Annotated in this window: 13 protein-coding genes and 1 pseudogene; 1 reads left to right on the top strand and 13 read right to left on the bottom strand. The window is 43.9% G+C overall.

What is annotated here, in order from left to right; all coding sequences use genetic code 11:
- Positions 1-147: 147 nt before the first annotated feature.
- The 13 genes and pseudogenes from E5329_RS06250 to E5329_RS06195 all read right to left on the bottom strand — a co-directional run bounded on the left by E5329_RS06250 (position 148) and on the right by E5329_RS06195 (position 13752).
- The gene (locus E5329_RS06250; protein ID WP_168356541.1) at positions 148-1218 is read right to left on the bottom strand and encodes an ethanolamine utilization protein EutH; all 1071 of its coding nucleotides are present in this window, start codon (positions 1216-1218) and stop codon (positions 148-150) included.
- The gene (locus tag E5329_RS06245; RefSeq protein ID WP_135988725.1) at positions 1215-1601 is read right to left on the bottom strand and encodes an AAA family ATPase; all 387 of its coding nucleotides are present in this window, start codon (positions 1599-1601) and stop codon (positions 1215-1217) included. Before E5329_RS06245 ends, E5329_RS06250 begins: the two co-directional genes overlap by 4 nt.
- Complete coding sequence (locus E5329_RS30505; protein WP_275443073.1) at positions 1594-1959, bottom strand: hypothetical protein; 366 nt, start codon at positions 1957-1959, stop codon at positions 1594-1596. The genes E5329_RS06245 and E5329_RS30505 overlap by 8 nt, the downstream gene beginning before the upstream one ends.
- A gap of 89 nt (positions 1960-2048) precedes the next feature.
- On the bottom strand, positions 2049-2642 hold the full coding sequence (locus tag E5329_RS30500; protein WP_275443072.1) for a DUF262 domain-containing protein: 594 nt from the start codon (positions 2640-2642) through the stop codon (positions 2049-2051).
- Positions 2643-2847: 205 nt separating this feature from the next.
- Positions 2848-4401 (bottom strand): M56 family metallopeptidase, encoded by a 1554-nt coding sequence (locus E5329_RS06235; protein ID WP_135988724.1) that lies wholly within the window; start codon positions 4399-4401, stop codon positions 2848-2850.
- 11 nt (positions 4402-4412) lie between these two features.
- Positions 4413-4772: a BlaI/MecI/CopY family transcriptional regulator gene (locus E5329_RS06230; protein WP_135988723.1), complete on the bottom strand. Its 360-nt coding sequence runs from the start codon at positions 4770-4772 to the stop codon at positions 4413-4415.
- A gap of 82 nt (positions 4773-4854) precedes the next feature.
- Positions 4855-7878, bottom strand: coding sequence for a DEAD/DEAH box helicase (locus E5329_RS06225; protein WP_135988722.1), 3024 nt, complete (start codon positions 7876-7878; stop codon positions 4855-4857).
- A 173-nt stretch (positions 7879-8051) separates the two neighbouring features.
- Positions 8052-8699 carry an SdpI family protein gene (locus E5329_RS06220; RefSeq protein WP_135988721.1) on the bottom strand — a complete coding sequence of 216 codons (648 nt, stop codon included), beginning with the start codon at positions 8697-8699 and terminating at the stop codon, positions 8052-8054.
- Positions 8677-8967, bottom strand: coding sequence for an autorepressor SdpR family transcription factor (locus E5329_RS06215; protein WP_135988720.1), 291 nt, complete (start codon positions 8965-8967; stop codon positions 8677-8679). Before E5329_RS06215 ends, E5329_RS06220 begins: the two co-directional genes overlap by 23 nt.
- Before the next feature lie 194 nt (positions 8968-9161).
- A complete protein-coding gene (locus tag E5329_RS06210) occupies positions 9162-9926 on the bottom strand; it encodes a nucleotidyltransferase domain-containing protein (protein ID WP_275443071.1) in 765 nt (254 codons plus the stop codon).
- A pseudogene (locus tag E5329_RS32105) lies at positions 9880-10911 on the bottom strand (nucleotidyltransferase domain-containing protein). Before E5329_RS32105 ends, E5329_RS06210 begins: the two are co-directional and overlap by 47 nt.
- A 35-nt stretch (positions 10912-10946) precedes the next feature.
- Positions 10947-12365: a DUF6070 family protein gene (locus E5329_RS06200; RefSeq protein ID WP_275443070.1), complete on the bottom strand. Its 1419-nt coding sequence runs from the start codon at positions 12363-12365 to the stop codon at positions 10947-10949.
- A 70-nt stretch (positions 12366-12435) separates the two neighbouring features.
- The gene (locus E5329_RS06195) at positions 12436-13752 is read right to left on the bottom strand and encodes a DUF6070 family protein (protein WP_135988719.1); all 1317 of its coding nucleotides are present in this window, start codon (positions 13750-13752) and stop codon (positions 12436-12438) included.
- A 193-nt stretch (positions 13753-13945) separates the two neighbouring features.
- Between E5329_RS06195 and E5329_RS06190 the strand changes: the two genes are divergently transcribed.
- Positions 13946-14866: a tyrosine-type recombinase/integrase gene (locus E5329_RS06190; protein ID WP_135988718.1), complete on the top strand. Its 921-nt coding sequence runs from the start codon at positions 13946-13948 to the stop codon at positions 14864-14866.
- The last annotated feature ends 128 nt before the right edge of the window (positions 14867-14994 follow it).

The following is a 14994-nucleotide window of genomic DNA, read 5'->3' as shown; positions in this document are numbered from 1 at the left end:
TGTTCTGATTTTATATATTATCGGCTAAAAAGCCATTTCCGGTAACGCTCCTCCCCTTTCTCTGTATTTTCTTCGAAAAGATTCGCTCCTTCTTTGTTTTGCTATAAAGTATATCTAATTCAGCTTAATCACCGTAATTACGGCAATTCAAGATTTCTTATTCTCTGGAACACACAATACCAGCGCAACAGCAACAGCCGCGCCGCAAAGCTTCCCTCCCATCAGCGCAGGAAGCAGTTCCGGCTCTGTACTGATCGTAAATCCCATATGGGCAGCCAAAAGGCTTGCACCGCTTACCAGAAACGCCCCGACAGCTACTTTTCCTTTTGAGTCCATCTCACGATACATGGCAAAAACCGGAACGGGGCTCACCAGCCCTAAAAGCATTCCCGTCAGGCCCTGTGGTTTCATTCCCATCTTTGCTCCCAGGCCAATAAAGGGCCTCTCCAGCAGACGGCTTAAGAACTTCGCTGCCGGAAGGCTCCCCAGCATCACCACACCGATAGCAGACACCACCTCCATGGCGTCTTCAATAGGCGCCATCCCAGGCAGCAGGCGCCATCCGCAAAGAGATTCTGCGGCTGCCAGCACCAGTCCCGCTGTAACCAGGCTGCGTATGCCTGCCGCCAAAACATAAAATCCCTTCACCATCTGCTCCGGCATTTTCCACAACCCCGCCAACAGCAGCAGAGCCGCCGCAAAGACAGGCAGATTCTGATGCAGGCATTCCCATAAAGATAACCCCAAAAGAAGTCCACCGGCAAAAAGCCCGGCTGGCATGGCCGCCAGGCCCAGCATTATCCCTCTTGCAAAGAATTTCCGGTCCTCCTGCTCTATCATTCCCATGCCTACCGGAATCGTAAACACTAATGTACATCCAAAAATCGCAGACGCCACGATTCCTGCATAACTTCCGATCCTGCTGTCTACGGCCAATTCCTTTGCCAGCTGATAACCGCCCATATCAATGGCAAGCACGCTTCCGAACATGGAGGGATCTGCGCCGATTACCCGATAAAAAGGGATTACTATCCGCCCCAACGCGTCTGCCAGCACCGGGGCTAAGCAGATCATCCCCGTCATAGATAAGGCCATTGACCCTAAAAGATGAAATCCCTCCTCAAATTTTTCACCATATCCCAGCTTATTCCCAAAAATTCTGTCAATTCCGCCGACTATGGCTCCGATTGCCATAATTATCATAAGTATCTGATTCATGATTCTTCCGCTCCATGCAGGTTTTCCCAAGCTGCCTGCAGCTCTTCTTTATGTAGCTGATATGAATTTACCTTGTAAGCATCCTCCTCCTTATCCTCTTCAAATTCAATCCAGGCAGGTTTTCCTCTTCCCTTTTCCCATATTTCTATCCTTATTGCCTCTTTGGGCATATAATGATTTCTAACTTCACGAAATTCTCCCAGTGAAACCAGCCTGCCATTCAGCCCATCTTCACTCCTGCCATTCTGTGCCATTAATAATAGCGCCTGCAAAAAAGTTGACTTACCAGAAGAATTCGTACCAACGAACAAATTCAGCCCTGAACACTTCACACTTAAATCCTTAATAGATTTTAACGCCCTTATGTGAATCTTTTCAATCATTACTAATCTCCTCAAATAAACTTACTATCAGATTAAACCGCCCATACACTTTCTCTTTTTGCTCCCTGCTGTTTCCAATGTAATCTGAAAACTCTGGGCTCACGATTACACGCCGCAGACCACTTTCTATTTTCTGTGCATCCACTGACTGATTTTTCTCCAATATCAGTGACATAAAATACAATGTTACCTCAAAAATATTCATATTGATTGGTTTAGATCTGTTTAATTCCCTGCGAAATGCGCCCGCTCCCAAAATATTCTCTGCCAATTCCAGACTCTCCACTGTCATTTCACCCAAGTTTGACAGTTCTTCTTCCGAAGTCTGATTTAATTGCAGCAATGTTGTCTCAATCAAATCATCAATATCTCCATTATACTCAAATTTCTTTCCCTCTTTCTTCAGCCTGTCATGAAATAGCAAATAAAAAGCCAGAAATCTTGTAATCAGATAAGCGCATTTCTGATTTCTTGTTTATTCAGCAAAGTTCCCCCTCTGTTTACCCTGTCGAAAATATCAAACAAAATTTTATCCGGAGTCGGCGGTAAAATCACATGGGAATAAATCTGGTAATCTTCTAACTGGGATTGATAAATTCCCAATTCCCCTGTTAAATCCTTAAATTTTTTCCCATTCAAAAATTGTAATATTCTCAAAAATTTTAAGGCAAATTTATTATCCAAATAATCAAACAATGCCGATAATCTTTGTTTTCCATCCACCACCACATAGGTCGCGTTGTCCTGCTGTTTGAAATAAAAAATTGGCAGCGGAAGCCCCATTAAAATACTCTCGATCAATTCATATTTCTGTTTTGTTTCCCATACTGCCTTCCGTTGAAAGGAAACTTCCAAAATTAACTGCCCCTTTTGATATTTTCTGTAAAGTTCATAAATTGAAAAATCTTTTTTACTTACCCTGACCGATTCAAAAAGTGGTTTTTCTTCTTCTCCGGAATATTTTAATTCGTCCAATTCTTCTGTATTTTCTATGGAAATTCCGTTATCTTCCGAAATTTCATGCTCCATTACTTTATCCATATGCCGTTCCTCCATATTATTATGCGCTCAGCTTTCCAAAATAACCGGTACAATATTTTTTGCTTTCCATATTCTAGCATAAACCTGGAGCCTTTTCCACCAATACAGCTAAATTTCCTACAAACCCAAAAACATATTCCGCTGAAATTATTTTTCAAACAAACCCCGGAATTAGCAGTTCTTTCATTGATTCCAGGCCTTGGCTTCAATCAATTGCGCTTTCCCTCACAGTCTCATTCTGTCCGCTCCTTTTCATTTCATCCACACTTTTTACCGTGAATCCAGTCATCTTCCAGGAAGCGTCCCGCTTCACTGTCAGCCCTATGGTTCCCTCTTCATCTGTAAATTTGCGAAACAGATTCGGCCCCATTTCATCCTTGAAATATCCCACAATTTCTCCATCGTATAGAAAATGGGCGCTTTCACTCTCATAAGACAGACCATATTTCTCATAATCCGAAAATTCTGCACTTCGGGCAACATTCCTAAGAAAAAGAACAAATGGTTCCTCTTCCTGTGCATTTCCTTCCCATACCGACTCAGCATCCATTCCTTCTGAAACCTCTGACGGATTCTTCTTGGGCAGAGGAAGCAAAACCATGCCTTCAGAATCATTGAATTGCTCCAAATCCGGCACCTTATCATTGTTCACCGTTTCCGTTTCTGCCAGAAATCTGTTATCATTTTCTGCCGCTTCTGGTTCTGCCCCAGTTCCATTTTCCTCCATTGCCGCAACATTTTCTCCCGTATCCTTCTGCAGCGCAGAGGCAGCAAACAATACAGCCGCAAGCAACACCAAGATTCCCGCTCCTGCCAGGGAGCCAATGGTAGGTTTTCTCTTTTTCATAATCGCAACAATCCTTTCTTCCATTGCATCTTTACTAAATCCGCTTCCCCAAGAAATCAAATTGCTTTTCTGTTCTGCCAGGCTGATTAAAGACATGGCATAGGCCGCTCTGGAATCCTGCCCGAAATATTCAATCACCTTTTCATCACAGGCCAGTTCCAGATCCCGGTTTGCCAGGACATACATTACCCACACCAATGGATTGAACCAGTGGATACTTACGGCAATTATAAGCAAAAACTTCCGGACTGTGTCAAACCGGCGGACATGAATCAGTTCGTGGGTCAAAACACACTGCATCTGCCGGGAATCTTCCCATTGAATCCCTCTGGGAAGCAGAATCACAGGGCGCAGCACGCCGTAAGTCATGGGTGTTGCAATCAAATCCAGGCTGCGCACCTGTACCTTACGCATCAGCGGAAAAGACCGCACCCATTCCCAAGCAGCCGGATCTTCTGCCGGCAGTGAAGTCTGGAATATCCTGCGGTATTTCAGGAATACAGCCAAATGAAATCCTGCACAAATCAATCCTCCGCACAGATAAAGAACCTTCCACAGAGAAATCCCTGGACTGCCGCTAAAAGAAAGCTGTTCTTCGCTTATCGCTGCATTCCCAGCCTCTTTTGCGGTATGCTTTGTTTCTTCATTATTTTGTTCTTCATTCTGTACCCTGTTCTTTAATCCTGTATTGCCTGCAATCTTCTCAATCCCGCCTGTAATTCCAGAACTCTCCAGTAACGAATAAACGCTGAAAGGCGCCGCAATGGTCCAGGGAATAAAAAGCCGCAAAAGAGCCACCGCCCACAATACCAGAAAAGTGCGTCTGGGCAGCCTGTTCTGAAACAGCCTGCGGGCCACCAGAATTACCAAAATTAAAATTCCCCCGGAAATGCTCATCTCCCACAATGTCATCTGCCGTCACCTCACTCCAACTCTTCCACCAACCGCTTCAGCCTGTGAATCTCCTCCGGAGACAGATTCTTTCTGCTTAACAAAGCGGCAAACAATTTATCTGCAGAACCATCGTATATCTTATTGATCAGCTCCTCCGTCTCCGCTTCCTGCACCTTTTCCTTAGGGATCAGAGGACGGCACATAAAATTCGGCTCAGAACGCTCAATAGCTCCCTTCTTCATGCATCTCTTGATTAAGGTATAGGTGGTATTCTTGTTCCATCCCACCTCTTCCTTCAATACATCTGAAATATACTTGGCCGTTGCGTTCCCTTCTCTCCAAAGCACATCCATGACTTTTAATTCAGAATCAAACAATTTAATCTCCATATCAAACCTCCAAAAAACTACTGTGGTAGTCTATGATTTTAGACTATCACAGTAGTTTCATCTTGTCAACACTAAATTGCCCTTAACGTGTCCTGGAAAAGAAATTCATCAAAATCTTTTTGATATGGTTATATCGCCTGGCATAGGAATGTTCCACCCGGATCACCTGCAGGTCAAAGGCGCTGGAGATTTCCTGCCTCTTTTTCTCCCTCTGCTGCAGGATTTCCTCTTCCAGATGTTCCCGGCCGTCCAGTTCAATTGCCAGCACCGGAACTTCCCCGGCCGCCTGTTTCTCATACACCACAAAATCAAACTGATCTGTGTAAAATAATTCTCTTCGGCTCCAATCATCTGGAAAAATTTCTTCCACATCCACTTTTTCCTGCACCTGAAAACGGTTTTGAGACAGCCATATATTTTCCAGCGCATGATTTAAGTTTTTCAGAAAAGCTTCCTCCGTTTCCGTACTGAAGGGCTTTACCCCAAGGGCTCTGGAATTGGCTTTTTTCTGAGTCACCTGGGACATTCCGTTTTGTTTCGTATACTGCACCAATTCATAAAAATCATCCTCTCTGTCCTGCTGATGCAGCCTGTCCAAATGTTTCATATCAGCCAACACAACCAGCTTGTCCCTGGCCCGGGAGGTGGCCACGTTAATCAGCTCTTTATTATTTTTCAGCCATTGATAAGTGCCTTGTCTGGTTTGCTGGGTAATGGCGGTGGAAAACAGCACCACATCCTTCTCATCTCCCTGAAATGCATGGACAGTTCCGCAGTCTACATTGGCCAGGCGCGCCTCCTTCACAGCTTCCTCCAACAGCCTTCGCTGATTGACAAAAGGCGTAATCACTCCTATAGTTTTATCTCTGTTTGCAGCGGCATAGCTTATAATCGCCTCCACCTCTGCAGGGGCAGTATTTTTCCCGCTGCTCTGGCTGTCTTTTACATCCATGTACAGCAATGGTTCTTCTTCCACGCTTTTCGATTTGATACAGAGCTTTTCATTGTAGTATTTCTTATTATTGAACCCAATGATTTTCTCATGGCAGCGATAATGGTAGTGGAGAAGAATCTCATCGCTTACCGCATCACAGGCAAGAAATGTTTTATAAATAGAATTTTTTCGGTAATCGTATTCCTCAGAAATATTGTATTTTTTCCTTAATTTCTGATTGATCATTTCTTCTAACTGAATCACCGGATTTAATTGCTGGGGATCTCCTACCAGCATCAGGCTGCTGCCCCGGATCACGGGAACTAAGGAAACTGCCAGATTGCACTGGCTGGCCTCATCCATAATCACCATATCAAACATAGGCGCCGGCTCTCCCAGCTTATGGGCGGAAATGCATGTGGTCGCCACAATGGGAAAAATCTCCTGCAGCTTCCGGATATTTTCTTTTTTGCTGAGATATTTGGCAAAATCCTCCAGCTGCACCTTTTTATTCTGGTTAAATATGATATTTTTCAGTTCCTCGTGCCTGGGCAAATCAATTTTCTTAATATAACGGGCTGATGTATAATATAGGTATTTTTTCAATTCTTCTACATTGTCATCCAACAAAGAAAACGCCTCTTCTTCTGTAATATCACCTGTTTTTTCAATTCTGCGCTTCACCTGCTCCATCTGTCTTCCCTGCAAATCCGCCTGAAAAGGCAGCATTTGAAAAGACATTTTCTGCTGGCTCTCATACTCCAGCACCCGGTGGATTGTTTCCTGACGTTCCTCCAGATCCAGCCGCTCTTCGTATCTGCGCAGAAGGCCGGCCAACCGTTTTGCCCGTTCGATCCTGTCGTCTCTGTTCCTGTCCAGCGTGGACTCATAGACCTTGATTCTTCTGGTTTGCTCGTATGCATTTCTCATATGCTCCAAAGCTTCCTGCATCTTCTCATTACTTCCTAACCGCAGCACCGGAAATGGAATACTGTTCTTTTGGTATTGCATTCCCAGAAGCTTTTCCACAACGCCGTTGATGGGGTGATTATTATAAGATGCAAACAGCACCGTTTTCTCATTAAAAAAGGCTGTAATAATGGTATTGATTATCGTGCTGGTCTTTCCGGTTCCCGGCGGCCCCTGAATATAAGCCACCGGATATTTCATGGCATTATTAATGGCCAGAAGCTGATCCAGATTCACTTTCCGATCCGCCAGCACAATGGGATATGCCTTCCTGCGCACCGGCCGGCTTATCATTTCCCCGAAAAAAGCACGGATAGGCGCAGTTACTTCCTCCTGCTGATACCTCTCAATAATTGCCTCATATTCCTTATGCAGATCCAGCAGAATATCCATCCCCAGCCCAATCATATAAGGCATGTCGTCCACATCCTGTCTGCCATGATCTGTAATGCAGTCTTTGATCCGTTCCTGGTTCTGTTCAAACTCCTTCAAAAGCTCATATTCCTCTGCATCCAGATATTTCCGAATGTTTTCCTTTCTGCCCTCCAGGGTATATTCGGTGCAGATGATTATGTCCTCCTCAGGGTGCAGAAGCCTGCGCTTCACATCCAGCTGCAGATTCCGGTAAGCCAAAACATACAACCCTCTCGGTGTGTGAATACTGAGCACATTCATGGCAAGCTGCTTCAGCCGCAGCTTACCGTCTTTTTTCTCTCTCGTTCCATACTGGAAATACTTCACAATCATACGGAACTGATCTTCGTTCAGGGGATAATCCTCCCCGTGGAAGCTCTCTCGATCCAAATGCCGGATCAGTTCAAAATCCGAATGATAGGGAACGGTATCCATACGGTTGCACATTTCCAGGTAATTCAGTATTTTCAGGTTTACCGTATGCTCAAACAGTTCTTTATATTTATGGGGATTAAAACAAATGTCTTTGACCAGTTCCTGATTTACAGGACAATAAGAGCCTTCCACAATGCTGGAAGACAGAATGGAATCAATATAAATCACATCAAACGTTTCCGTGGTGTATCTGCCCAGGTGCAGACCTTCCACTTTCAGCGTGCGTTTTGCCGGATTCAGGTCGTAAATGCCAATCCAGTATTTTGAAATCTGGTTTTCCTTATTGCGGTATTCAATGCTGAGCCATTTTCCTTCATGAATAGCTCTGAAAATGTCCCGGTAAATAGTGTTCATCCTGTGCGCTCCCTGTCCTTAAAGCTGTCGTTATGCCCATGAACCAAATGAATTGACAGCAGCTCCTTATTCTTTCAGGACAAATCGCAAATCATTTGGCAAATATGCATGTTTCAAAGTATATTATATCGCCAAACAATGGGACTGGCAACAGGAAAACCAGACTGTCTGTTCTAGCTGCTCTGACTTTGTTTCCTGAGATAAAGAATCAGCGAATATACTGCCGGAACCAGAACCATGCCTGCAAATATAAACCACATCCCTCTCAGGTTCAACCAGGCATCCAGGATAAAAAACGCTCCGGCAAGCATCCAAAGCCCTCCGGCAAGCCTGTGGGTCCGATTCCAGTTTTCTTCATTATGCAGCGCCCACGGAAATTTTAATCCAACGGTATAATTCTGCCGGATTTTTGGAAGATAATTTCCCACAATAATAAGCAGGATTCCCATAAACAATTTCACACAAAATTCTATATTGATATCCCAGGACAAAGCATAACTGTAAATGCTGAGCCCGCACACCAGAGAAGCGGCGGGACATATAAGAATCAGCATACGGTATACCTTCCTGCCGATTCCCTGCTTCTTCGGGTCCACTGCAGTAAAAGCCGCACTGACTAAATGGGCCGCAAGGCAAAACAAGGGCAGGCCAAAAACAGCAAATTCCCTGCTGCTCCATCCATTTGGTTCATTTCCTGATCCAAAATGAGTAGCCACCGTATCCGGAAGCTCCTGCCACAACGGAATTCCTATTGCCATGGGAAGTAAGGTAATCAAGCTTGTTATCACAATAAATCCTTTATTTTCCTTCCACAACTTCATAATCCTTCTCTCCTTTCAGATCTGACAGCCACATTAGAATTTCTTCCAGCACGGATGCATTCAACTCATAGTAGATATAATTCTTCTCCCGCTGCTCATACACCAGTTCTGCCTTCTTTAACACATTCAGATGGTAAGAAATGGTTGCGCCTGTCATATTGAAATTACTGCCAATTTCACCGGCAGACAGGCGGTTCTGCTTCAGAAGCGTCAGAATGTCCCTTCTGACCGGGTCTGACAGCGCTTTAAAGGTTTCTGCAAATCCCATAGAAATCACCCCACAGTATTTAGAATATTTTCTAAATACTATTTTACTTCTTTTTTCTCTGACAGTCAATAAGCATTTTGAATAATTTCTAAATAGTTGAGAATTCACGAAAATCTCTGCTGGATTTCAGAACAGATTCAAAATTACGCCATGTCACACAAAATCTGCTCCCGATAAATCCGATCCAGGGTATCCTACTCTATCCTTCTGTCATCCTCCATTGCATCTGCAATTTGCTTCTGACATTTTATTTCCTCCCGGATAAATTCTATAATCACTGGTATCTGGGGCTTACGCTCCTTCTCGTCTGTTTTCTTCTTAATTTCCAACAGTTCCTCTATGCTTTGGCGCAAATCGTCAGGCAGCGCAAGGCCCAGCAAATCCTCAAATAATACCGGCGGCGCTGTGCCGTACTCCTCCACATACCTGCAGGCCAGAAGAGGACGCAGCGCATAAAAATATTTTTTATATCTGACCTGTTCTTCCTGCAGATATCCCTGGAACGTACTTTGGGCTGTTCCATAATAATGATATACCGCTGCTTTTTTCGAAAAATACGCCTTTGCTTTCTCATATATTTCTTCCCATAAAGCTGTCTTTTTGTAAACGTTCGGTGAGTTGCTCCACTCAAACAGCGTCACATTGCCCCGATGAAACTGCACCAAAGCTTTTTTCAAATCCCATCCGTTGATATCCAACACATGATCCAGCTGCCATTCAATGACATCCTTCAATTCCTTTAGCTTCAGATAATCCTTGGGCTTTCTGACATAAATAAACCTTACATCATAATCACTGTCCGGAGAAGCAAACCCCCACGCCCTGCTGCCAGATTCCACAGCAAGCAAAATCGTCACATTTTCTTTTTCTCTATTTCCGATAATTTCTCCTGAATTTCTTCTAAAATATTTCTCACAGACTGCCTCCTTTCCCGTTATTGGAACAGCTTTGTAACTCAATTGCCCGCTGATTTACCGACTCCACAAACGCCTCCACTTGATCCAGATCCGGCTGTTTGGGCAAAATGCTGTGCTGCGCCGCCAGCTTCAGCCGCTCCTCATAGTCCTCCAGAATCTGGTAAAATTCTGCGTCAAAGGTTCCGCCTTCCTTTAAAAAACCGCCGGATCGGATTTTCAAAAGAAGCTCCGTATCATCCTCCCGATGGGTTTTTATTTTCCCCTGCTCTAAAATATCAATTGCCATCAGAAACAGGCGTATCAAATGCATGGCGTGTTTATTCAGATGATTGTCATCTTTTTTCTTATTGCGTTTGCCAATCTTGTCGTAATCCCAAACCACATGATTCAATGCGCCGAACATTTTCTAAAAATCCCGCAGAGGCATATGAGTCTGTCTGGCGTCCACAAAAATTTCCATGTCCATCCCGGCAGTTACCGCCTGATCCAGATAGAGATGAACCGTTCCATATTCAAAATTTCCATACCGGCTCTGAAAATCCTCCAGCGTATTCTGAACCGAATTTAAAATATGCCGCTCCCGTTCCGCTTGAGGCAAAGCTTCCCCGGCAATGGCGTTTTGAAGCCTGCGAAGCTGTGCGCTGGCATATCCTCCAAAAGACTTGGCAGCCCTCTGTGACAGAAACAGGCTGCTGTTGTCAATTAACTCCTGCCCAATGGACGTTTTAATCAGATACTGTTCCTCATCCAGCCCCAGAATTTCACAGGTATTGGGATTGCACTCTAACAACAGCTTCACCATTTTATTAAAAGAATAAATCACCGTATCGGTAGCGGAATCCTCGTATTGTTCAAAGGCTGTAAGCCCCAGCAAATCCGAACGCAGCGGCAATGTCACTCCTCGGAAATCAATGTCGCTGTTTTCATTGCTTGTCCCATAGGCGTAACTGCCTCCTAAACCCAACAAAATGATTCTGCTGCCCAACCGGGAATTGGATCGCAGAAAATCATATTCCGGCCGCATCATTATGAGAATATAGCGTTTTTCAATTATATGGAAACCTACAAGTCTGAATATACTATCAATCTGAGCCCGCTGCCCAGAATTTTGCTTCCTCCTGCCGGCAATTCCAATTCCTTTTGCTGGATCCGGTTGGAAAGGTAGCGAAAGATCCCGTCAGAAAATGGCGCCACAAGGATTTCATTTGTAAATGCAAGATCCGAATTGTAATCGGCCCATACCCCGTCCACAAACAGCGTTATGCTTCCGTCCTCATGTTCCGTATAATCCACAACCTCGCCAAAAGGCGGATAAGGAACGGCATAAATCATCTCATAGGGATAACTGCCGGAACTTTCCTCATATCCGCACTTTTCCCTCACCTGTTCTTTGGATACCGGAAAATAAGCAGTCATAATCCGCTCATATAATTCTGCCGGTATCCTTCCGTCTTCTGCCTTAAGGATTTCTCCGGTATCCATGCGGTAAATATCCTCAAACATGCACGGCATTAAAATATCTTCTGCGTTGCTTCTGTCCCAGTTTGTCACAAGGACATTGTAATTCACATAGCTTAAGCCGGAAATAAATTTCTCTGTAAATTCCCTGCATTTGTCAGAAAGAGGTTTTACCCGCCAGCACTGGCGCAGACTGGCATGGGCGATCACATCTTCATAGGCATAAATCAAATATCCTTTTTCCGTCAGCTTAAGTTCCGCAATATTGCTCACTGAGGTTTCCCTAATTTTGCCATATGGCCTGAAAGTATCCTCTGGCGTATTTTCCGCCTGCCACTCAATTCCAACATAATATGTCTGCAGGCTGCCGTCTCTGCAGAGAAATGTTGTGGCTCCAATCCTTCCATCCAAATCCACTTCAAACACAGTTACCATTGCCTCTCGCTTTTCCATATATGCGGCATAGAATTCCTCCACTTCCCCGTAATTTTCCATATTAGTATTTTCTGTGACGCTGACAAATCCTGCTTTTCCAAGAAGCGCCACGGCTTGTCTGCGCTTCTCTCTTGTAAAATCTCTGATTTTGGAACTGTTGGGCGAATCATTGGTAAATTCCACGTTTTGATACACTGCCTGCGCCTGTTCTGCCGCCGCCAGTGCGTCTTTCTCCAATTTCTCCTTTTCCGCTTCGGTAAACAGGCATTGCGCCGCCTGAGGCAGCAGCCAGGAGGATGATTCTGGTTGGCCGCCTGCCGGACTTTCTATATTGCTTTCCGTCTGGCTTTCTGACGCAGCTTCTTTTGCGGAAGCGCTGCTTAAAATTTCCGCCGAAAGTTCCCAAAGCATTTTTGAAACTTGCTTTTCTTTCCCCATTCTGCCAGAACTTATTTGAAACATGCGTCCTGTGCTGATCAACAGCAATATTGCCGCAGCCAATGCGCCAGCAATTAGTAAGCGGCGTTTCACTTTTATTCTTTTTCGGCTGCCTCTTTTTATTTTTCTCTTTTGTACCTTTCTTTCCATTGTTCCTGCTCTTTTCTCCCATATATTTTTAGTTCCTGTTCTTTTCTTCTGTACCTTTCTTTCCATTATCCTACTCTTTTCCTCCGTATATTTCTTCCCATTCTTCCTTAGTCAAACGATCGGAATGCCACCAAAAAATATGAGCATTTTCTGTGGAAAGCCTCTCCTGCCCTTTGCCTGTTCCCTCCGTCATGGTGGAAAAAATCACCTGATTTGACACATAACAAAAGCGTTCCTCACCTGACAGTAAAACTTCTGCATTATCTGCACTTCCAAACTCTCCCTCATTCCTGAAGGGGCGAATCACCGTTTGATGGGAAAATAATTTTGACGTTTTTCCATCGGGATACACTGCATTGACAAGCAGTGTGATTGTCCCGTCCTGATTTTCCGTATAGTCCACCACCTCCGGATATGGAAGTTCAGAATAATCAACCTCATAAAATCCTCTGGGCCTGTATTCATAAGCTGCATTTTCCGGAAGATAGACGGTTTTGGTACGAAGGATTTCTCTGTCTATGTTAAAATGGGCCAGAATAACAGGTTCAAATTCATCCTCCGGTATCTGGTACACTGCTCCCACATTTAAATTCCCATCCGCAGTATAGGGAACCGGCTTCTGATAGAGACTGGGATAAAAAACATCAAACACATCATACAAATCCAAAGCTCCGAAATCTTCTTCGCTCCAGTCAGAAAGAAATATATTATTCTTCCCATACCCTGCCGACAAAATATATTTCCGATTCCATTCCCTGCATGCTTCATCCAACGGCAATACCCGCAGCACCGTATATTCCGGCTTATCGCTTAAGGTAAGCACATAATTGATATCTGAATAATATTTTCCTTCAAAAATGAAGTATCCCTCTTCGGTAAATTGCCAGATATCGGCAGGATAACTTGCCGTATCAATGCTTTGCAAAGAACCGTTTTCATCATATTGATAGTATTCCCTGGACACATTGATCCTGCCCGCCTCTGTTTTTAAATCAAATTTCCGCAATCCGGAATCAGTAACCACAAGAATCGTCACCTCTGCAAATTTCTGTTCTTCTGCCGCCTTACAGAAATCCATCACCTGTTCCGGTTTCGTCATATTGACCTGATTCTCACTGTCCACAGCCGAATATCCGTATTCTCCAAGCCGTATAAGAATACGGCGCATGGCATCCAAAGAACCTATGGTGTCTGTTTCTTCTGCCTCCGTGTAAATATCACGGTAAATTGCCGCTATATGCTCAATTTCATCAGAATCGGATTCCTCTGTTTCTGCTACTGTAAGAGGAAGGTTTGATATTTTCTGTTCTTCCTCCTTGCAGCCAGCGGCCAGAAGAATAAACACTGCAAAAGACAATATTTTGCTTACGCTGTTCCTTTTTTTCATGGCAATCACCTGTTCCTTTCAATTCTATATGGTTTCAAATTATTACTTATGTAAGATTTTATTGTTTTAAATATTACATCTGTAGGATGATGAAGTCAAGCAATTTTAGTCAGAAATAAATTTTCAGACATATCGGTAAATTTATGTATAATATTATCCTTGAGAGGGAAATTCATACAAAGGAGAAAATACCATGCACAATTTACAAGCACACATCAAAAATTACTTGAATTATTGCAATTCTCAGAAACGTTTGGATGAAAAAACATTAAAAGCCTATGGGATTGATCTGAGGCAATTTTCTGAAGGCCTTACTGTCTCAGAAGTGGCGGAAATTACGCCGCCTGAACTGGAACAATATATTGCCGGACTTCATAAACAGTATAAACCCAGAACTGCCAAACGTAAAATCGCCTCCGTCAAGGCTCTGTTCCATTATTTCGAATACAAGGAAATTATTGACAGAAATCCTTTTAGCAAAATGCAGATACGTTTTCGGGAACCCATGATCTTACCCAAAACAATCCCCTTGCACACAGTTGAACTATTTCTGGCCGCCATTTATCAACAGTGTCATCACGCCAAAACAGAATATCAAAAGAGAAACGCCCTGCGGGACGCCGCTGTTGTGGAATTGTTATTTGCCACCGGAATGAGAATATCGGAACTCTGTTCCCTGAAAGTGACTGATGTGAATCTGCATGACGGCACAGTACTCATTTATGGAAAAGGTCATAAGGAACGGCGGATTCAGATCGGCAATGAGTCTGTGATTCAGATTTTGAAAAAGTATAAAAATGGCTTTTTCAGAGAAATCCAGGCTTGCGGGAACTTTTTCGTCAATCAGGCCGGCAATGCTTTATCGGATCAGGCAGTTCGGAGGATGCTTAATAAATATACTGCACTGGCCTCCATAGAATTACATATTACGCCTCATATGTTCCGGCATACCTTTGCGACGAGTTTGTTGGAAGCGGATGTTGATATACGGTTTATTCAGGAGATGCTGGGACATAGTTCTATTAATATTACGGAGATTTATACCCATGTGGCGGTGGAAAAGCAGAAGGATATACTTATGGCTAAGCATCCGAGGAAGGATTTTCGGGTGTAGGGGATAAGTGGGGGACGGGGAGAGAGAAGAGCAATCCGGTGGGCGGGTTGCTCTTTTTTTCGGAATTAATGAAGATAATTCAAAGTTATCCGTTGGATTTGATGAATTCGAGTAAGGGGAATGATGAA

The sequence above is a fragment of the Petralouisia muris genome, assembly GCF_004793545.1.
Classification (GTDB): Bacteria; Bacillota; Clostridia; order Lachnospirales; family Lachnospiraceae; genus Petralouisia; species Petralouisia muris.
Note: the sequence above shows the minus strand (reverse complement) of the source record. Positions and strands in the feature narration are given on the sequence as shown.

Bases quoted from the DNA above. Each gene is read 5' to 3' on its own strand.
- E5329_RS06250 (WP_168356541.1), bottom strand. From the start codon at position 1,218: ATGAATCAGATACTTATGATAATTATGGCAATCGGAGCCATAGTCGGC.
- E5329_RS06225 (WP_135988722.1), bottom strand. From the start codon at position 7,878: ATGAACACTATTTACCGGGACATTTTCAGAGCTATTCATGAAGGAAAA.
- E5329_RS06235 (WP_135988724.1), bottom strand. From the start codon at position 4,401: ATGACATTGTGGGAGATGAGCATTTCCGGGGGAATTTTAATTTTGGTA.
- E5329_RS06195 (WP_135988719.1), bottom strand. From the start codon at position 13,752: ATGAAAAAAAGGAACAGCGTAAGCAAAATATTGTCTTTTGCAGTGTTT.
- E5329_RS30500 (WP_275443072.1), bottom strand. From the start codon at position 2,642: ATGGATAAAGTAATGGAGCATGAAATTTCGGAAGATAACGGAATTTCC.
- E5329_RS06220 (WP_135988721.1), bottom strand. From the start codon at position 8,699: ATGAAGTTGTGGAAGGAAAATAAAGGATTTATTGTGATAACAAGCTTG.
- E5329_RS06245 (WP_135988725.1), bottom strand. From the start codon at position 1,601: ATGATTGAAAAGATTCACATAAGGGCGTTAAAATCTATTAAGGATTTA.
- E5329_RS06190 (WP_135988718.1), top strand. From the start codon at position 13,946: ATGCACAATTTACAAGCACACATCAAAAATTACTTGAATTATTGCAAT.
- E5329_RS06230 (WP_135988723.1), bottom strand. From the start codon at position 4,772: ATGGAGATTAAATTGTTTGATTCTGAATTAAAAGTCATGGATGTGCTT.
- E5329_RS06200 (WP_275443070.1), bottom strand. From the start codon at position 12,365: ATGGAAAGAAAGGTACAAAAGAGAAAAATAAAAAGAGGCAGCCGAAAA.
- E5329_RS06215 (WP_135988720.1), bottom strand. From the start codon at position 8,967: ATGGGATTTGCAGAAACCTTTAAAGCGCTGTCAGACCCGGTCAGAAGG.